This is a genomic window from Rhodoferax sp. XS2R6, assembly GCF_056521365.1.
In genome coordinates this window covers 1-17339 of the sequence record NZ_JBWMAY010000001.1, presented here as the reverse complement: position 1 = coordinate 17339, position 17339 = coordinate 1, and the positions used below count along the sequence as shown (strand labels likewise).

Sequence of the window (17339 nt, the reverse complement as noted above, 5' to 3'; positions counted from 1 at the left end):
TCTGAAAAGAGGCGAATCATAAAAATGACCGGGTGTTTGTTCAAACGGGAATAATTGGGCTTTAACCAAAGAAAAACTTGGGTCACTATGGATTTACCACTCAACGCTTTGCGCGCCTTTGAGGTCTCCGCCCGCCACCTGAGTTTCACCCGTGCCGGGCTGGAGCTGCACCTGACGCAGACCGCAGTGAGCCAGCATGTGAAGAACCTGGAAGACCGGCTGGGCAAAAAGTTGTTCAGGCGCGTGCCCAAAGGGCTGGCTTTGACCGATGAGGGCATGGCTTTGCTCCCGGTGCTGGTGGATGCGTTTGAGCGGATCAGCGCAACGCTGGAAACCTTCAAGGCCACGCACAAGAAAGAAGTTTTGTCGGTTGGCGTGGTGGGCACCTTTGCGGTGGGTTGGCTGCTGCCGCGTATGCGTGAGTTTCAGGCGCGGCATCCGTTTGTCGAGTTACGGCTGTTCACCAACAACAACCGGGTGGACCTGGCTGGCGACGGCTTGGACTACGCCATTCGTTTTGGAGACGGCCACTGGCACGGCACAGAAGCCGTCCATCTGTTGTCCGCGCCCCTGGCCCCTGTGTGTGCGCCTTCCGTGGCAAGCCGAATCCACACCATGCGCGACCTGGGTCGTGAAACCCTGTTGCGCTCGTACCGTGTGGATGAATGGTTGGCCTGGTTCAAGGCTGCAGGGCTGGAGCCCCCGCTCCTGACCGGGCCCATGTTTGATTCATCCCTGGTGCTGGCGGATGCGGCCGCGCAGGGGGCGGGAGTGGCCCTGTTGCCGGTACGCCTGTTCAGTCGTGACCTGCGGGGAGGGCGTTTGGTTCGCCTGTTCGACACCCAGGTCGAGTTGGGTGCTTATTGGCTGACCCGGCTCAAGACGCGGCGTGAGAGTGACGCGATGCTGGCGTTTCGGGAGTGGCTGGCGCAGAGCTGTATTGAACAGACCCGGTGAGCTCGCCACTCCCCAGTTGCCTTTGACCTTCAGTTGACTCTTGGGGTCGAGTTCTATTGGAACAAAGAACACTTTGCGCGAGGGAACGCCCCCATTCTCCAGGCGCAGGCTGGTGAATGTCAGGGCGATACCGGTTTGACTGCCTGAACCTCTACATCCACCCGGCGATCCGGCGCTAAACAGACAATCCGCGCGCTGCGATTTCCACTCACACAGTCAGTGGGAGCCGTCACGGGTTGCTTTTCTCCCTGGCCTGATGCCTTGATGGCGGTTGCTGCTATGCCCCTGGACACCAGGTAGTCGCCCACCACCGTTGCGCGTCGCAGTGACAATTTTTGGTTGTACGCGGTAGCGCCCATCCGGTCGGTATGCCCAGTCACCTGAATGGTGTCATAGCTGGCGCCACTGAGCTGGAGAGCCAACTCATCGAGCATGTTCATGCCTTCGTTATTCAAGGCTGACTTGTCAAATGCGAACAGCGCATCTGACGCGTAGCTCATTTTTTGCGGGACAGCAACCGGGACAGGTATCGGCACGGGGGCCGCAGCAACGGGTTCTGGCGCAGCGGGCGCGGGTGGCGCAGGCACTGGCACGGCAGCCACGGCGGCAATGGCACCGTCACAGGGCGGTGCCGCAAGGGCAGGGGTCCACTCTGCGCTGTGCCAGCACTGGCCGGGCGTGGCAGAGCCAATGAATTGGCCGCTCGCGTCCAACCAATACCCTGGCTTCACCGCTGTTTGCGCTTGTGCGGCCAAAGGCAAGCACAGCAGCAAGGCACTGCATGGCGCCCACAGGATGGCGCGCGGACTCATGGTTGTGCCTCTCTGACCGGTGGCTTTTTGAACCAGGGTTCGCTGGCTTTGCGGGCCCACTGCGCCATTTGCCGCTCCACCTCTACCGTGGTCAGGGCATAGTGTTCCTGCAATTTACCCATGAATTGCTCGCGCCTGCCAGCAATCGCCGTCAACTCCTCGTCGGTAAATTTTCCCCAATGTTCCTTGGCCTGGCCTGCCACCTGTTTCCAGTTGCTCTCAATCAAGGCCCAATAACGTGCTGCATCTTTCATGCTGTTCTCCTGTGCGGGTAGGGACATGGTTTTCAAGGACGTACGGTGATTTCGTTCTTCACCGAGGTCACGCCACTGACCTTGCGAGCAATGCTCTCGGCGGTAGTTTTTTCCGTGGTGTTTTTGGCAAAACCGGAGAGCATGACAGTCCCCTTCATGGTTTCCACGCTGATAGCGCCTGCATCCACCAGCTTGCTCTCGACAAAGCGGCTCTTGACCTGGGTGGTGATGGTGGCGTCGTCGATGTAAGCCCCCATGCTTTCTTGCCCACGCTGAACGGCACAGCCAGACAGCGAGACCAGAGCGACAAGGGCCAGGGTGCTGCCGAGGCGGGGAATGGTTTTCATGGTGTTCTCCAGAGATACAGGATAGGTACCAAGTCAATATAGAGGGCTTGCTCAGGCGCGTCGGTACGCTGCCGCACCCAATGCCATATCGATGGGAACCAGAAAGTGCGCGGGCCCTTGCACTGTGCTCCATGCCAAACGCTCTCCTACGTGCAAGACAGTCGCGCCAAGCGCCTGTGCCCGGGCGGCGACTGCGGAGTGTTCCAGCCTTTGCAACGTGAAATGCAAGTCACAGCCATCGCGATGCAAGTTCACGGTCACCTCGGGCCAATGTGCAGGCAGACAGGGGGAGAACCACAGCTCCGCCGCCCTCTGTTGCAAACCCAGAATGGATTCCAGCGCCGCACGGTGCATCAGGCCTGCGGAGCCGGTGTACCAGCTCCAGCCACCGCGCCCCATATAGGGCGCAGCGGCATACACATCACCTGCCATCACATACGGCTCCAAGCCATATACCGGGCCGTTCACGGCGTGGTGGCTACGGTGAGCCGGGCTCAGGTAGGTGAAGTAGGTGTAGGGCACGTCCGTCTGCCCCGCAGAGGCCAAGCGCGCTTGCGCCATCAGCGCCCAGACACCTGCGTGGCAGTACTGCCCGCCGTTTTCCCGCACTCCGGGCGGGTAGGACTGGATATAACCCGCATGGGGCAGCATGTGCTGCAAGGGCGGAGCCAGAAGCCGAATCAGCCCGGCGTGTGGGTCGACTAACTCTGAGTGGGCCGATGCCATGGCCGTTGCTTGCTGTGCTGGCCCGGCTACGCCGGACAACACCGCCCACGCCTGGGCCACCAGGTCGATGCGGCACTCGGCGTTGCTGCTGGCCCCCAGGGCCTGGCCGTCGTCAAAGTAGGCCCGTCGGAACCAGGCCCCGTCCCACGCGCTGGTGCGCAAGGCCTGCTCCCAGCGTGCTGCTGCCTCGCGCCAGCGCTGTGCCCGCGCCAGCTCGCCCCGCTGCTGGGCCAACGGTGCCCAGTCACGCACGATGTCGCAGACAAACCAGCCCAGCCAGATCGACTCACCGCGCCCCAGGTGGCCCACGGTGTTCATACCATCGTTCCAGTCTCCCGCCCCCATCAGGGGCAGATCGTGTGCACCATGGGTGAGGCTGTGGTCAATGGCCCGGGCCGCATGTTCGTAGACCGAGGCCTGGACCGCGCTGATCCCGGGGGTGAAATAAACGTCCTCTGCCCCCGCTGGAATATCCTGCCCCTGCAGAAATGCTACAGGTGTATCCAGCAGCGCTGTATCGGCCGTTGCCTGCAGGTAACGACTGCAGGCCATGGGCAGCCATAGCAGGTCGTCCGAGATATGGGTGCGCACACCTGCCCCCAGGGGGCTATGCCACCAGTGCTGCACGTCGCCGGCTTCAAACTGGCGCGAGGCGCACAGCACGATCTGCGCATGCAGCAGCTCGGGCTTGGCCCAACTCAGTGCCATGGCGTCTTGTAGTTGGTCGCGGTAACCTGTGGCGCCTCCTGCCTGGTAAAAACCGGCCTTGGCATGCAAGCGGCACACCACAGCTTGGTACAGCAGCCAGCGATTGACCAACACATCAAACAAAGGGTCGGGGGTGTGCACCTGGGTGGCATCCAGCACGCCACGCCAATAGGCGTCCACTGCGGCTAGACGGCTGGCACCCGGCACGCGCAATGCGTCGCGGGCCAAGGTCAGTGCAGACACCGCGTCCGATGCATAACCCACTAAAAATATGCGCTCGGTGCTTTCACCGCCCTCGACTTCCAGGTTTTGGGACAGTGCTGCACATGGGTCAAGCCCATCGCCACAGTGTGATGCCAGCCGGGCGGGCATGACCAGCGCACCGCTGGCATCAAAAAACTCGCGTCGGTCACAGGTCCACTCCAATGCGCCGCCACGTGTGGCTTCTTTGGTCGCTAAAAAGGCAGTACCGCTCCCAAGCCCCCCCGAGCGCTCACGCTGGTGGCACATGAGTACGGTGTTGCGCCCACCCACCAGCGTTTCCTGGTGGCTGGAGGTGTGGGTGCTGGCCCGGTCCTGCCGTCCTGCCCCCAGCACCCACTCCACCATGGCCACCAGGCGCAGTGCCACCAGGCGCTCTCCTTGGTTGTGAATACGCAGCTGCACTTGCTTGACCGCCGTATGCGGGTCCACAGTCCAATGCAGGCTGATGTCCAACGGGCCGCGTTGGTGCCCAATGCGTGAACCGCCTGGTCCATGCACCACTGTGTAGCGACACCGCATATCTCCCCAGGCGTTGGGGGCCAGTGACCAGGTTTCCAGCGTCTTGCGATCCTGCAACAAGAGCCATTCTCCGGGCGGATCAGCGACCGGGTCGTTAGACCATGGGGTGAGCTGGTTCATGCGGCTGTTGCGCGCCCAGGTGTAGCCCCCCCCGGTTTCGGTCAGCACTGTGCCAAACTCTGCATTTGCCAGTACGTTGGACCAAGGGCGCAGGGGGCGTTGTTGCTGTGTCACGTCAAAGCTGAAGTTCCCTGATTCCGTGTCAAAGCTTCCTACGCTAACTTGGTGCGCCTGCCCCGCACGGCCGGCGACTCCCACGGATTGGCAGGCCTTCAGTTGGCGCAGCAGCGCATCGCGATGGTGCAAGGCCTCCCATTCCGACACATGGTGTGCCAGTGGGCGGCCGTGGGAATCGATGTGGATGCGAGCCAAGGCGTGCAAGGTGCTGCGCTCATCGGCACTCAGGGCCTCGTTGCGCAGCACAAAGAACTGAACCGTACCCCGCGCGCTGGCCGGCGGGCAATCTGACTGCAGACGCTGCATCTGGTCCAGCAGTTCCCGCTGCAGCGGCAGTTGGTACGACGCGGGTTCGGCATTGATCACCACCAGGTCACAGTCCACCCCACCCCATGCCCAGATGCGCAGCCCCTGTGCCAAGCCCCGCACCAACCCCAGACCCTGAAGAATCGCAATGGAGACCAGCACGATAGGGCGGTCACCCGAAATTCCCCAGCGCCACAATACCGACTTGTCACACACCACGCCTGGCGCAGGAAAAGCAAATGCACGGCTAATGCGCGGCTTGCTCAGCACCAGCAGCAGTGCGGTAGTCAGCGATTGCACTGCTGCAAAGTTTTCCGGGTTGATGCGCAAGGCTCGCAGGCGGATGCCGGTGAGGGTCGCAGACATCAATGAGGCGCGTTGCAAGTGATTGGCCTGCTGGTACTTGTCCAGCAAGGCATGCAGCAGCTGTGTGTCTGCTGCAGCGGCCGTGGCAAAGGTCAGCACGGTTTTCGCATGGGGCGCCAGGTGAAGGCGTACCGCCAGTGCCGCTACGGGGTCCAGGCCATTGGCGTCAGGACCTACGTCCTGAAAATATGCAGGTGGAGCCACGGAGGCCTCGCTCCAGCCGCTGTCCTCGCCGGGCTTGCGGTTGCGTCCTGCCCACTGCTGGCGGTCCGCACAGGCCCGAACCTGTAGCACGCTCGCATCGGCATGCGCGATGAAGTGCACGGCACTCACCGTTGGTTCGTTGGCGATCCGGGCCTTGCGCTCGAACAGAAGGGCGCGCTGTGGTGCCAGCCACTGTGTGTTGACAAAGAGGTTGGAAAAAGCGGGGTGTGCCGCATCGGCCTGGGCTCTGGCCAACGTGATTTCCAGCGCTGACGACAACTCCAGCCAAGTGCCTTCATCTGCCAGATTGCAAATTTCGACCTGCCGAAACTCGACATCGTCCTCAGGGCTCACCCAGACGGTGATCTGGGTTCGCAGATTCGGCCAGAGGGCCGAAAACACCACCCGGTCTGCATGGAAGGTGCAGTCGTACACGGCATTGGCATCTGGCGCTGGATGCTGGGTGAGCGAGTGGCGCCCACTGGTGGATCTTGGGGCAAGGGCGCGTACAAAAAAGAAGGTGCCGTAGTGGTCGCGCAACGCATCGTCGCGCCAGCGGGACACGCCTACGCCTTTCCAGCGGCTCCAGCCAGCGCCCTGAGGGCGCAGTGCCACACTGTAGTTGCCATTGGAGAGCAAGTGGCTGGGCTCCACGGCTGCAGCGCCGGGGCGCACGCTGCGCAGCATGCCCGGAACCCGGTGGCGCAGCATCTGCAACGGCAAGCCTGGGGCCAGATTGAGGTGCTGCGACACCTCTTTGGGTAAACGTTCGTGGAGCAAGGCCGAGGTCGCATCAATGTGGGGATCTGCCATCCCCCAACGTTGCACCACGCCCTCCATCAGCACATTGGCCAACGCCACAATACACATGCCCTGGTGGTGTGCCATGTAGGTGGCGACTGGCGTGAAGGGTTCAGGGCCGTTTTGGCGCGCCGGTGTGTAGTCCAGGGCTTCAATGAAGCCACAGGCCTGGCGTGCACCCAAGCCCTCCAGACGTCGGAAATTGGCGATGGCCGCTACCGGGTCCACCAAAGTGGCCAGCGCTGTCGCATAGGGCGCCACCACTAGCTCATCCGCTGGCGTGCGGCGCAAGGCCAGTGCTGGTGCGCCTTGCGGTGCGTACTGGTACGCCAGGGAGCTGTCACGTCCGGCATATGCCGACTCCGAAATGCCCCATGGCACACCGCGCAACCCTCCATAAGCCTGCTGTGCCTGCACCGCTGCGCGGTTGGCGACCTGTAGCACGCTGTTTTCCGGTTCGGCCAGTACCAAGGAGGGCATGAGGTACTCGAACATGGACCCCGACCATGAACGCAAGCCGACCCGCAAACCCGATACATAGTGCATGCGGCCCAAGGCCGCCCAGTGAGAGACCGGAACATCTCCTTTGGCGATGGCGAGCAGGCTTGTGAGCCGTGATTCCGACGCCAGCAGGTCGTAGTAACTGGCGTCCAGTTCCTGCTCCAGTACGCGGTAACCAATGTGGAATAGGCGCCGCTTGGGGTTGTACAAGAAACCGTACCCGGCTTCCCATGCCAGGCCTTGCAGCGCCTGTGCCAATGTGCACAAGCGCGTGCGGTGTGCCAGGGCGTGGGGCAGGGCTGCCCTGGCCAGACACGCTTGTGCACTGGCCAGCAGGTGGCCGCTGAGGTTGCCACTGTCTACGGTGGAGACATAGACCGGTAACAACGGTGCCAGGGTCTGCGTGTCGTACCAGTTGAAAAAATGCCCTCGGTAGCGCTCCAAGGTGCGTAGGGTGGCCAGGGTGTGCTCCATGCGGTCCAGCATGTCGGTGGTGCCAATCCAACCAAACTCAGCTGCACATGCCGTGCTCAACAGGTACAGGCCGATATTGGTGGGAGAGGTGCGGTGGGCCAGTTGGTCAATCGGCACAACCTGCAGGTTGTCGGGTGGCAAGTAGTTGTCTTGTGGGGTGACACAGCGCTCAAAAAATCGCCATGTATCGCGGCCCACGCTGCCCAGGTAGAGGCGGTCTGCCTTGGACAGACTCTGGGCCGTGCGGGCTTTTGGCACGCAGCTGACCAGCCAGGTTCCTACAGGAGAGAGGAACCAGAGCCCAAACAGCAGCAGGGCGTATGCCGGGTGTTCCACCTGGTGCCACAGCGTGGCGGCCAGCAGCAGACCGAAGGCTGACACTGGCCAATGTTGTCGCAACAGTGGCACAAGCCCCGTTTTGGCAGACGCCTGTGTGGACGCTGCCGTGGTCCATTCCAGCAAATCCTTGCCGCTGACCAGCATGCGGTACAGCGCGCGCGCCACCGCATCCAAGCCCAGGGCGGACTGGCGCAATAACTGCGCAATCTGCCAGGCGCCTACGCACAGCGCGCGCAGCAGCTCGGTGCCAGCCTGGGCGTAAAAATAACGAAGTGCCACATGCGGTCGGCTCGGAAACAGGCCGGCAAAGGCGCCCATCAGCGGGCCTGCTGTATAGGCCATGAACACCAGTCCCATCGCAGCAGCAGGGGTAAGCCCCACGCCACAGACAGACAGCAACAGCAGGCTTACACAGGCGGGCGCTACGAGCGAGCGACGCAGATTGTCCAGCATCTTCCATAGGTTGAGGGTCGTGATCCCGTAGTGCCTGGCACGCAGCATGAAGGGCAGCAGTTGCCAGTCTCCGCGCGTCCAACGATGAATGCGCGCATAGGCCACATCGGGGTGGTGTGGCGCATCTTCCAGCACGGTCACGTCTGTCACGGCGGCACAACGTGCCATGGCGCCCTCCAGCAGGTCGTGGCTCAGCACCCGCTCTTCTGGCAGGCGTCCTGCCAGCACTTGGTGCAGGGCCTGCACATGCAACAGTCCTTTGCCAGTGAAGGTGCCCTGCGCAAAAATGTCCTGGTACACCTCGGAGCTGGCCATGCTGTAGGGGTCAATGCCGTATTGCCCCGCAAACAGCCAGTGGTAGGGGGTACGCATGCCCTGTTTCGGCAAGGGTGTCGCAACACGCGGCTGCAGAATGCCGTAGCCCGAGACCACGGTGCGCGTAACTGGGTCTACGCGCGGATGGTTGCTGGGATGGGCCGCAATGCCCACCAGCGAGCGCAGGCGCCCGGAGGGCAATTGGGTATCGGCATCGAGTGTCAACACATAACGGGTACCGACCTGCAGACGGCTCGCATCTCCCAGGTCCATCAGCCCGACGTTATGGCCCAGTGCCAGAGTGGTAATCAAAAGCTCTAGTTTGCCCCGCTTGCGCTCCCACCCAATCCAGCGCTGTTCTGACTCGCTGAACCGCCGTTTGCGATGCAACAAAACAAAACGTGGGCATTGGGTCGGGTCAGACCGTGGGTATTTCAGATTCAGCGCTGCAATGCTGTCTAGCGCATGTGCCAGTAAGGCCGCATCCCCTGGTAGGGTGCAGGTCGGTGCATCGAGCCAGTCGGTTAGCAGGCCGAACTGGGCCTGTTCCTCGGTATTCGCCAGGTAGTGCAGGTGCAGCCGGTGGGCCAGCGCATTGACGTCTTGCACGCTCCCCAGCATGCCGGGAATCACAACCAGCACCCGGTGCTCCGGCGTAATGCCTTGGGCAAAAGCCATGCGGGGCAGGCGGGCCGGCCGTACCGACTCGCTCACCAGGCGGTTCACCAGGGCCACCATGGCCTCTGACGCAGGAATGCCCAACAGCCCCAGGGCCAGCCAGCCCCAGCCAGCATGCGTTGCGAGTCCTACGTTCCAATGTTGTGTTAGCAGCCACCACACCAGTCCCGCCGTGCTGCAGGCCATGGTGAGTAAGTAGGCGGGCAAGGCCAGCCGACGCACGGCCTCAGGTCCATACAGATAGGGCACCGACGCCATTCCAAGCGCTTGCCGCAATGTGGGTGCGCCTGCCCCTTGCAACCAGTATGCGGGCACCGTACTGGCCTGTTGCGCAGGGTTGGCCTGTGCCATGGCGGCCAGCAAGGCTTTGGCCACATCGGCCTCGCTTCTGGCGCTGCGCTTGGCCAGCGCCTCTACGCCGTGCAGTGTGTCTTCCCGAGTCAGGGGGTGCTCTGCCTGGAACACTGGGCTCTCCAGCAACAAGCGGGTGGCAATGTCCACTTGCCCAATCACGCTGGCCCAGTCGGTGTCTCCAATGGCGCGCAAGGAGGTGACTGAGTTACTCACACTTACGTTGTCGGCAGCCTGGTCGGCACGCTGCTGCACCAGCATCTCAGCCACATCCGGCATGGTGATGTACAGCCAATCCTTGTAAACGGTATTGCTGTCCAGCACCGTGGCCTGCAGGCGCAATGCCATCTGTGCCATGAAAACTCCACCAACTCCACGTGGGCGTAACAGGTCTAACAGGGCATTCAGTCGCGTTACGTCGTGACTATCGAGGTGGTCACAGCAAATGTTGGCCAGCTCACGGGCGGCTTTGTTTGCTGCCACCCGGTCTGCTAGGCGGCGCAGGTTTTCCATCAGCACCACCCGCAAGGTGGTGGGCAAGGCCCACAGCTCGCTCAGGTTGAGCGCGCATGTTTCCTGGTAGGCGTGCAAAAACTGCACCAGCAAGTCTTCATCAAAAGCACCATCGGTGTGGGCTACAAATGCCCAGGCTACGCCGTACACCCTGGGTAACCCGGCCAGAGGCGCTTGTACAAGGATGGGTAAAGATTGGAAATAGGAGCTGGGCAGGCCCTCATACACTTCCTTGAACTGAGCCTCCAGCAGGTGAAAGTTCTCCAGCAACCACTCTGCCGCGGGGCTGATGTCGTAGCCCGTCTGCGCCTGGGTCCCGATGTAGGCATTGGCCAAGCGCAGGCGCTGGATGTTGTGGCGTAGCCGAGGCGTGAAGCTATCCCTGCGCCGCCGCACACTGGTGTATTGGTGGCTGATACCCAGGCTGCGCCCGTGTTGTGCAAAACGGCTTTCACCAAAGACCTCAGAGCGAATTGGGGGATCCAGGGGGCCGGCCTGCAGATCCAGAACCCGTGCCAGGCCGGCCGGGGCAAAAGGAACCAAGTGGCGCAGCGCTACCAATCGCATGCGTCTCAGGCAGCCACAGACGCAGCCGCACTGAGCAGCAGGACCAGCAGCACCACACTCGTTACCGAACGGCCCAGTACAAAACGCAGCAAGGAGCCGGCCGCAAAGTGCATGGCCTGTGCACCACTGCGCCGCACGGTGCAGCGCTGCAAATGTCCCGAGAGGGCATCCAGCTCCATGGGTGAGGTGTCTGCTGACGTGCCAAAGGCAGCGGTGCTCCATGGTGGCGGTGTAGGAGATGCTTGTTTCATGGGGTTTCCTTGCCAATGCGGGTGGTGCCCGCGATCTGGTCCCAGACACCGGTGGTCACACCAAAGTGACTCGACGCGTGGGTATGGTGGTGGTAAGCATGGGCACTCTTGCGCCTGCGCAGCCACGGCCAAGGTGCGCGCCAGTGGTGCAAAGCGTGGTGTGTGACTGCATATAACAAGTAGCCCACTAACACCCCCAATGTGAGTCCTGTGGCACGCCAAGCGCCCAACACCCACCAGGCAGGCAGATAACAAAAAAGCAGGATGGCGCCCGCACTCAGTAGCGTGGGGCTACAGATGGGTGCCATGGGGTTCGCGTGGTGTGCCTGGTGCCAACGTTTGAAAGGAGGTATGCCATGCAACACAAAGCGGTGTAGGGCGTACTCCAGCGGGCTCCAGGCTACCAAGCCCAGCAGGGCGTACCCTGCCACAGGCCAGGCCATGGGGGCAGGTGTCAACCCCAGCAAAAAGCCACCCAGTGACAACACGGCGGCGGTGTACAGAACAAAATCCAGGCGGTAGGCCAAAAGGCTGTGCTCGATTGTCAATAGCCCCATCGGGTGCCTCCGTTTTGTAGAGCTCCATCCTGCGTAACTCTCACGCTCCAGTCTGTTCGCCAGCGCACTCTTTCTGGTGCAAGGATGGGAGCTTTGGTGCGATAGCGCACATACCTCCGCAAGGTGCAGGACTAAACTGCATTTCAGTACGAACCACCCATCTGTCGGTTTGGCTACCGTCCCTCCACCAATCCGAGGTGTCCATGCCCCCAGATAGCAACCCGAAACGCAACCAACTTTTAGCCTGCCTGCCCGATGCCGAATGGGCGCGCTGGCTGCCGCTCTTAGAAGAAGTAGACCTGCCACTCGGCAAGGTGCTTTACGAGTCTGGCGCTACGCTGCGCCATGTGTATTTCCCCACCACGGCCATCGTGTCCTTGTTGTATGTGCTGGAAAACGGCGCATCCGCCGAGATTGCGGTGGTCGGTTTTGAAGGGGTGGTCGGCATCTCCCTGTTTATGGGAGGCGGCTCTACCCCCAGCCGTGCGGTGGTGCAAAGCGCAGGCAAGGGCTTTCGATTGAGCTCTCACACCATGAAAGAGGAGTTCAACCGCTCCGGTCCGGTGATGCATCTAATGCTGCGCTACACCCAGGCCTTGATTACCCAGATGTCGCAAACCGCGGTTTGCAATCGCCACCACTCGCTGGACCAACAGCTCTGCCGCTGGCTGTTGTTGAGTCTGGATCGCTTGCGCGGCAGCGAGCTCATCATGACGCAGGAGCTCATCGCCAATATGCTGGGCGTGCGGCGCGAGGGAGTTACCGAGTCTGCCCTCAAGCTGCAGCGTGCAGGTTTGATCAGCTACGCGCGGGGGCACATCACTGTGCTGGACCGCCCGGGCCTGGAAGCCCGGGCTTGCGAATGCTACGAGGTGGTTAAAGTGGAGTACGACCGCCTGCTGCCTAAAGCCATGGCGACCTGACTCCGCTATAAGCGTCCCGTCAGTACCAGAACGAGCAGGACGATCAACAAAAGCCCCAATCCACCGCTGGGGCCATAGCCCCAGGATTGGCTGTGCGGCCAGGCCGGGAACACCCCAACCAGCATAAGAACCAGAACAATCAGTATCAGTGTGCCAAGGCTCATGCCGCGCTCCTTTTGGTGGGTAAAGAAAAAACAGCGTCGTAGCTTTCGCAATCCCGCTGGTAGCAGCTGCAGGCCGCGGCCGCCAGTCCTGCACGATCAACCACGCGCACCACACCGCGGTGGTAGTCAATCAGCCCCGCAGCATGCATGGCCGTTGCAGCATTGGTCACGCTGACCCTGCGCACGCCCAACATGGCAGACAGGAATACATGCGTCATGGGAAACTCATCGCCAGGTGAGCGGTCATGGCTCATGAGCAGCCAGCGCGCAAGCCGCTGCTCCACTAAATGGAAGCGCACACAGGCGCAGGCGTTGGCCAGCTGGCTCATGGTAAAAAAAGTGAATCGCCCCACCACTCGGGAAAAGGATTGGCATGTGGTGAGCAGGAGGGAGAAATCACTCGCATTTAGACGCAATGCCTGTCCACTTTCCTGGACCAATGCCTGTAGAGGGGAGTGCACCACACCCAAACCAATCCCTGTGCCCAACATGCCCTCTGCGCCCACCATGCCGACTTCAATGGCGTGCACTGCGTCGGCGTTAACCACCAGTGAGACGTAGCCGGAGAGCGGGAAATACACGTAACCCACTTTGTCGCCTTGCATCCACAGCACCTGCTGGAGCGTCAAGTCCACCAATTCGGCCTGCGCTTGCACCATCAGGCGATCTTTACGGGTCAGACGGGCCAGCAGCAAGTTATTGCTGGCCTCACCGGGACTCAGCGTGCCGGAGATGGCTTTCATGGTGTCCTTTGAAGTGAATGTGAGCCCCAGTGTGGCAATGGTTGCGCTGCCTCTCTGTGCGCTGGCGCACCATGGCCCGAAAGAACCAATACAACTTGTTCGTTGGCGTACAGACCTTGTCAACGTCGCTTGCTAAAAAGTAATTCTCTACATCCACAGGACTCCCCATGACCAGTATTACCACGAGCAAAAGCCCCAAGTACTTGGTTCGCGACCTGGTGCCTGACGCCCGACCGCGAGATACCGCGATGGACGTGCTGCGGGCGACCGCAGCACGGGTGCACAAGGAGATCCTGCATCTGCCCATCCGGCCTCTACTGCATGGAGCGGTATCGCCGACCCCTGCCACTGCGCGCAAAGCGAGCTGAGCAGCCATGAGCGCACTCCCTGGCTACAACGGCCTGCACCACACAGACACGGTAGCACTGCCCCTGGCGAGTCCCGACTGGGACAGCATGCTCAACGCGGTGAAACTGCGCCTGAACCTCACAGTGGGTGAGCTATCGGCGCAAGGCCATGGCCAAGCCGATCACCATGTGCTGTCGCGCTTTTGCATGAGCGTGCTGGAATGCGTCGAATCTTTGGATACTCTGCAGACCCGTCTGGATGGTGAGTTGGATCGCAACGCTCTGCTCAAGTTGGAAATGTTGGAAACCCAATCCGCGCTGCTACAGGCGCGCAACGAGTTGATGGGCACGCGTGCGGGCGAACGAAGGGCTCGCCACTCTGCGCTGCACGACAGTCTGACCCTACTGCCCAACCGAAGTTTTTTTGAAGACCAGTTGCACCACGCACTGGAGGACCCGCAATTGGCCGGAGCGGGGCTGGCAGTCCTGTTTTTGGACCTCGACGAGTTCAAGCTGATCAATGACACGCGTGGCCATAGCGCTGGCGATGAGTTACTGCGTGTCGTGGCAGCCCGTCTGAACCAGGGGGTGCGTATGGAGGACGTGGTGTGCCGCCTGGGCGGCGATGAATTTGCTTGCCTGCTGCGTGGGCTGGGTAACCGCAAACAACTGACACAACTCGCTGCCAAGTTGTTCGACTCAGTCGCCGCGCCCTGCAAGATTGGCATCCATGACGTGACAGTGCGCCCTAGCATCGGCATTGCCATTTGCCCCAAGGATGGGGCTACTCCGGTGTCTCTGTTGAAGAACGCTGATGCAGCGATGTACCACGCCAAACGCATGCAGAGCGGCTATGCGTTTTTTGACCAGTGCGGCGAAGTGAATTAAGCGGAGATCGAGGGGAGCGCCACAGTGGTGGCGCTCCCGCTCACTGCTCTGTGCTGCCAGCATACAGCCTTAGCTGATCCGCTTCCAGCAGCGCAATGCATTGCTCCAACTCCATGCTTTCGGTGCTAGCGCGGGCCGAAAACCAGCATGCCGCCGATGCCAGCAAACCCAGGCAAGGGACCACCAGCAAAATCCACTGTGATGCAGCGGGTGTGATATCCCAGAGCATGGTGGCAGCACCGCCCAGCGCCAGCCCGACTGTGGCCAGCACCAAGGCGCCCAGGTAGCACAAGATCTTGTGCCCCCAGTACGCTGTCAGCACATACACCAGCCGCCGGCTGAGTACTGCGTCGGGCGTCAGCATGCTGCTAGCGCGGAGCGTGGGAACGGCTGAGCAAACTCACCATGCCCATGAGCACCGCCCCGGTGGCGGCTGCCATGAGCAAGGACTTGAAGGGCTCCTTGCGTACATAGTCGCTTGCCAGTTCACCCGCGTGGGTGGCTCGTTGTTGCAGGTTCTGGCCGGTTTGACGCATTGCGTCGGCGCCCCGATGCATGAGCGCATCAGCCTGTTCGACGGTCTCGCTCATAAAGGGCAAGATGCCGTCACTCAAGGGTTCAGTAGGATGGGGGGTGTTGGACATAAGCATAGAACGCTCCGTAAGGGTGGGAATGGGGGATGGACTTGAGGCGTGGCGAATCACGGCTTGGTGACCTCGTGGCCGATGACACCGCCTACGGCGGCACCACCGATAGTGCCCAAGGCACCGCCGCCAAGGACGGCGCCGCCAATGGCTCCGGCACCTGCCCCGATGGCTGTGCCTTTTTCTTGTGCAGTCATGCCTGCACAACCGGCCAGGCTTGCCAAAGTTACCGCATAAATTGCGGCGTATGCCGTTTTACTGATATGGCTCATGGTGTTTTTCCTTGGTAGATGGAAGGTGCTGCGCTCACTGCTTGCCAAACTTGACTTTGGCTTCACTCACGCAGTTGTCTTTGGCAACGCCTGCTAACGCGTCGCACTTTTCTTTGGCCAGTGCAAAGGCAGCCGTAGTCTTTTCTTCGGCCGCATCTTTGCGGGCATCCTGGGTCACTTCTTTGGCTTCTTTGTTGGCGTCACGGGTCTGCATCTGGGTTTTTGCATCGGCCTTGGCCGTTACTTCCAGGGCCTTGGCTTCTTTCACACAGACGTCTTTGGCATTGCCCGCTTTTTCGCTGCAGCGCTCCTTGGCCATGTCATAGTCACCTTCGGCTTTGGCCAGGCGTGCCTTGTAGTGGTTCTTCTCGGTGGGTTGGTAATTGGCTTCGAGATTGGCCTTGGCCACCTTGCGCCCCGCTTTGGCATCCACCACGCAAATATCTTTGGCATTGCCCGAGAGGGCATCGCATTTGACTTTGGCTGCTTGGTAGTCATCCGCCACTACTTGCTGGCCGGATTTGTACTCCGCCTTGGGCAAGCCCTGGGCCAGCAGTGAGGTACTGCTGGCCAACCCCATGGCGAGAAAGATCAGTTGAAGTTTAGGAATGGGCATAGAGCCTCCTTGGTGTGACAAGACATAGGCGCAACGCGGGCACATGACAGGCTCCGCGTCAACGTTCATCGCCGAACCAGCGAGAAGTCAGCGCGCTGGATTTGGGTCCGATGCCTGCAGCTTAGATAGTCCAATCACCGCGGTCTGTATGGAAGAGCACACAGGCGACTCTGGGGAATATGCCTGCACTCCGGGCGGTGCAAAGTTAATCATTCGGATGCAATGTTCTGTAGCGCACATATGGGATGGAGGCAGGTCGCTAGCCTGCGTTTGGGTCACCGCGGAGTGCGCAATCGGTGGACCACATCCCTTCAACCTTACAAGGAAGCAACCATGAAATTTTCAATGAAACAAGGTGCCGTCGCTTTGGCGGTCATCGCTGCGTTCAGCAATGCACAAGCCACTGTATTGGTCAGCAACACGCCCACCGCCAATGTGGACTACTCGGCCACCTCATTCGGAGGAACCCTGCTGGCACAGGCTGTCAGCTACATCAGCAACGCCAGCTACAACGGTACCGCCCGCGCAGCGGTATATGACACCGGCAATGGCCTGGACTTCTACTACCAGTTCACTAACAACACCAGCTCCAAGAACGGTGTGGAACGTTTCACCGGTTATGACTTCAGCAGTCTCGGCACGTCCGTAGTGAACGTGTACCAGACGGATGCTGCGTTTGACTTGTTTGTTTCTGGTACTGAAAAGTCTGACTATGCAGACCGTACCAACGCCGGGGTGATTGGCTTCAACTTCGTCCCCAACGGTCTGTCCAAAATCAATCCGGGAACAAGCAGTTTTACGCAAATCATTCGTACGAATGCACGCGAGTACCAGCCGGGCAACTTCGGCTTGCTTAACGGCATTGGTGACAACGCCCTTGGATTTGCCGCTGCAGTTCCGGAGCCTGAAACCTATGCACTCTTGCTGGCTGGTTTGGGCTTGATGGGTACGATCGCTCGCCGTCGCAACAATGCAAAGGACAAATCGGGAGCTACCAAGACCTAATTGGTTGGCACGTTGCCCTGCTTGCTCTGTCAAGAGCCAGGGCAATCGTCAAGAAGCACAACGAACCACGCAGGGCTACTAAGTTAACAATAGTTTGGTGCCATATAGGTTCTTGTGCCAGGCCCGCTCAAAAGTGAAGTGCAACACACCGATTGAAACTTCAATAAGGTGTGTTCATGAAACTGAAGCAAGAATACAAACAGCTGGACTACCAAGAGCGCCAGACCATCGCTGTAT

The 17339-nt window shown here is 60.6% G+C and carries 17 protein-coding genes; 5 read left to right on the top strand and 12 right to left on the bottom strand.

Annotated elements, in window-relative coordinates; translation table 11 throughout:
* The first annotated feature begins 87 nt into the window (after positions 1–87).
* Positions 88–957 (top strand): LysR family transcriptional regulator, encoded by an 870-nt coding sequence (locus AC097A_RS00085; protein ID WP_479619293.1) that lies wholly within the window; start codon positions 88–90, stop codon positions 955–957.
* 119 nt (positions 958–1076) lie between these two features.
* Here AC097A_RS00085 and AC097A_RS00080 read toward each other — a convergent pair whose 3' ends face one another.
* From AC097A_RS00080 to AC097A_RS00055, 6 genes are read right to left on the bottom strand one after another with little or no spacing between them, the layout of a single operon-like run.
* Positions 1077–1769 (bottom strand): OmpA family protein, encoded by a 693-nt coding sequence (locus AC097A_RS00080; protein WP_479619292.1) that lies wholly within the window; start codon positions 1767–1769, stop codon positions 1077–1079.
* Positions 1766–2050 (bottom strand): CsbD family protein, encoded by a 285-nt coding sequence (locus AC097A_RS00075; protein ID WP_479619291.1) that lies wholly within the window; start codon positions 2048–2050, stop codon positions 1766–1768. Before AC097A_RS00075 ends, AC097A_RS00080 begins: the two co-directional genes overlap by 4 nt.
* Before the next feature lie 5 nt (positions 2051–2055).
* On the bottom strand, positions 2056–2370 hold the full coding sequence (locus tag AC097A_RS00070; protein ID WP_479619290.1) for a BON domain-containing protein: 315 nt from the start codon (positions 2368–2370) through the stop codon (positions 2056–2058).
* A gap of 51 nt (positions 2371–2421) precedes the next feature.
* On the bottom strand, positions 2422–10692 hold the full coding sequence (locus tag AC097A_RS00065) for a GH36-type glycosyl hydrolase domain-containing protein (protein WP_479619289.1): 8271 nt from the start codon (positions 10690–10692) through the stop codon (positions 2422–2424).
* A 5-nt stretch (positions 10693–10697) separates the two neighbouring features.
* Positions 10698–10943 (bottom strand): hypothetical protein, encoded by a 246-nt coding sequence (locus tag AC097A_RS00060; protein WP_479619288.1) that lies wholly within the window; start codon positions 10941–10943, stop codon positions 10698–10700.
* A complete protein-coding gene (locus AC097A_RS00055; RefSeq protein WP_479619287.1) occupies positions 10940–11500 on the bottom strand; it encodes a sterol desaturase family protein in 561 nt (186 codons plus the stop codon). The genes AC097A_RS00060 and AC097A_RS00055 overlap by 4 nt, the downstream gene beginning before the upstream one ends.
* Positions 11501–11703: 203 nt before the next feature.
* Here AC097A_RS00055 and AC097A_RS00050 point away from each other — a divergent pair, with 203 nt between their 5' ends.
* Positions 11704–12423, top strand: coding sequence for a Crp/Fnr family transcriptional regulator (locus AC097A_RS00050; protein ID WP_479619286.1), 720 nt, complete (start codon positions 11704–11706; stop codon positions 12421–12423).
* A gap of 5 nt (positions 12424–12428) precedes the next feature.
* Here the strand turns inward: AC097A_RS00050 and AC097A_RS00045 are convergent, their stop codons facing one another.
* The gene (locus tag AC097A_RS00045) at positions 12429–12587 is read right to left on the bottom strand and encodes a DUF3309 family protein (RefSeq protein WP_479619285.1); all 159 of its coding nucleotides are present in this window, start codon (positions 12585–12587) and stop codon (positions 12429–12431) included.
* Positions 12584–13330, bottom strand: a complete 747-nt coding sequence (locus AC097A_RS00040) for a Crp/Fnr family transcriptional regulator (protein WP_479619284.1) — start codon at positions 13328–13330, stop codon at positions 12584–12586. The genes AC097A_RS00045 and AC097A_RS00040 overlap by 4 nt, the downstream gene beginning before the upstream one ends.
* Positions 13331–13497: 167 nt before the next feature.
* Here AC097A_RS00040 and AC097A_RS00035 point away from each other — a divergent pair, with 167 nt between their 5' ends.
* Both AC097A_RS00035 and AC097A_RS00030 read left to right on the top strand, forming a co-directional pair.
* Entirely contained in the window at positions 13498–13698 is a 201-nt protein-coding gene (locus AC097A_RS00035; RefSeq protein WP_479619283.1) for a hypothetical protein, read from the top strand.
* A 6-nt stretch (positions 13699–13704) separates the two neighbouring features.
* Positions 13705–14565, top strand: a complete 861-nt coding sequence (locus tag AC097A_RS00030; protein WP_479619282.1) for a diguanylate cyclase domain-containing protein — start codon at positions 13705–13707, stop codon at positions 14563–14565.
* 40 nt (positions 14566–14605) lie between these two features.
* Here AC097A_RS00030 and AC097A_RS00025 read toward each other — a convergent pair whose 3' ends face one another.
* From AC097A_RS00025 to AC097A_RS00010, 4 genes are read right to left on the bottom strand one after another with little or no spacing between them, the layout of a single operon-like run.
* Positions 14606–14929 carry a hypothetical protein gene (locus AC097A_RS00025; RefSeq protein ID WP_479619281.1) on the bottom strand — a complete coding sequence of 108 codons (324 nt, stop codon included), beginning with the start codon at positions 14927–14929 and terminating at the stop codon, positions 14606–14608.
* Positions 14930–14933: 4 nt separating this feature from the next.
* Positions 14934–15215: a hypothetical protein gene (locus AC097A_RS00020; protein WP_479619280.1), complete on the bottom strand. Its 282-nt coding sequence runs from the start codon at positions 15213–15215 to the stop codon at positions 14934–14936.
* A gap of 50 nt (positions 15216–15265) precedes the next feature.
* Positions 15266–15481, bottom strand: coding sequence for a glycine zipper 2TM domain-containing protein (locus tag AC097A_RS00015; RefSeq protein ID WP_479619279.1), 216 nt, complete (start codon positions 15479–15481; stop codon positions 15266–15268).
* A gap of 34 nt (positions 15482–15515) precedes the next feature.
* Entirely contained in the window at positions 15516–16097 is a 582-nt protein-coding gene (locus tag AC097A_RS00010; protein ID WP_479619278.1) for a hypothetical protein, read from the bottom strand.
* A 333-nt stretch (positions 16098–16430) separates the two neighbouring features.
* Here AC097A_RS00010 and AC097A_RS00005 point away from each other — a divergent pair, with 333 nt between their 5' ends.
* Positions 16431–17102, top strand: coding sequence for a PEP-CTERM sorting domain-containing protein (locus AC097A_RS00005; RefSeq protein WP_479619277.1), 672 nt, complete (start codon positions 16431–16433; stop codon positions 17100–17102).
* Positions 17103–17339 lie beyond the last annotated feature (237 nt).

What these genes read in the sequence shown, in the direction of transcription:
- AC097A_RS00015 (WP_479619279.1), bottom strand. Translation starts at nt 15,481, where the DNA reads ATGAGCCATATCAGTAAAACGGCATACGCCGCAATTTATGCGGTAACT.
- AC097A_RS00055 (WP_479619287.1), bottom strand. Translation starts at nt 11,500, where the DNA reads ATGGGGCTATTGACAATCGAGCACAGCCTTTTGGCCTACCGCCTGGAT.
- AC097A_RS00020 (WP_479619280.1), bottom strand. Translation starts at nt 15,215, where the DNA reads ATGCTTATGTCCAACACCCCCCATCCTACTGAACCCTTGAGTGACGGC.
- AC097A_RS00075 (WP_479619291.1), bottom strand. Translation starts at nt 2,050, where the DNA reads ATGTCCCTACCCGCACAGGAGAACAGCATGAAAGATGCAGCACGTTAT.
- AC097A_RS00070 (WP_479619290.1), bottom strand. Translation starts at nt 2,370, where the DNA reads ATGAAAACCATTCCCCGCCTCGGCAGCACCCTGGCCCTTGTCGCTCTG.
- AC097A_RS00045 (WP_479619285.1), bottom strand. Translation starts at nt 12,587, where the DNA reads ATGAGCCTTGGCACACTGATACTGATTGTTCTGGTTCTTATGCTGGTT.
- AC097A_RS00025 (WP_479619281.1), bottom strand. Translation starts at nt 14,929, where the DNA reads ATGCTGACGCCCGACGCAGTACTCAGCCGGCGGCTGGTGTATGTGCTG.
- AC097A_RS00060 (WP_479619288.1), bottom strand. Translation starts at nt 10,943, where the DNA reads ATGAAACAAGCATCTCCTACACCGCCACCATGGAGCACCGCTGCCTTT.
- AC097A_RS00065 (WP_479619289.1), bottom strand. Translation starts at nt 10,692, where the DNA reads ATGCGATTGGTAGCGCTGCGCCACTTGGTTCCTTTTGCCCCGGCCGGC.
- AC097A_RS00080 (WP_479619292.1), bottom strand. Translation starts at nt 1,769, where the DNA reads ATGAGTCCGCGCGCCATCCTGTGGGCGCCATGCAGTGCCTTGCTGCTG.
- AC097A_RS00030 (WP_479619282.1), top strand. Translation starts at nt 13,705, where the DNA reads ATGAGCGCACTCCCTGGCTACAACGGCCTGCACCACACAGACACGGTA.
- AC097A_RS00005 (WP_479619277.1), top strand. Translation starts at nt 16,431, where the DNA reads ATGAAATTTTCAATGAAACAAGGTGCCGTCGCTTTGGCGGTCATCGCT.
- AC097A_RS00050 (WP_479619286.1), top strand. Translation starts at nt 11,704, where the DNA reads ATGCCCCCAGATAGCAACCCGAAACGCAACCAACTTTTAGCCTGCCTG.
- AC097A_RS00040 (WP_479619284.1), bottom strand. Translation starts at nt 13,330, where the DNA reads ATGAAAGCCATCTCCGGCACGCTGAGTCCCGGTGAGGCCAGCAATAAC.
- AC097A_RS00035 (WP_479619283.1), top strand. Translation starts at nt 13,498, where the DNA reads ATGACCAGTATTACCACGAGCAAAAGCCCCAAGTACTTGGTTCGCGAC.
- AC097A_RS00085 (WP_479619293.1), top strand. Translation starts at nt 88, where the DNA reads ATGGATTTACCACTCAACGCTTTGCGCGCCTTTGAGGTCTCCGCCCGC.
- AC097A_RS00010 (WP_479619278.1), bottom strand. Translation starts at nt 16,097, where the DNA reads ATGCCCATTCCTAAACTTCAACTGATCTTTCTCGCCATGGGGTTGGCC.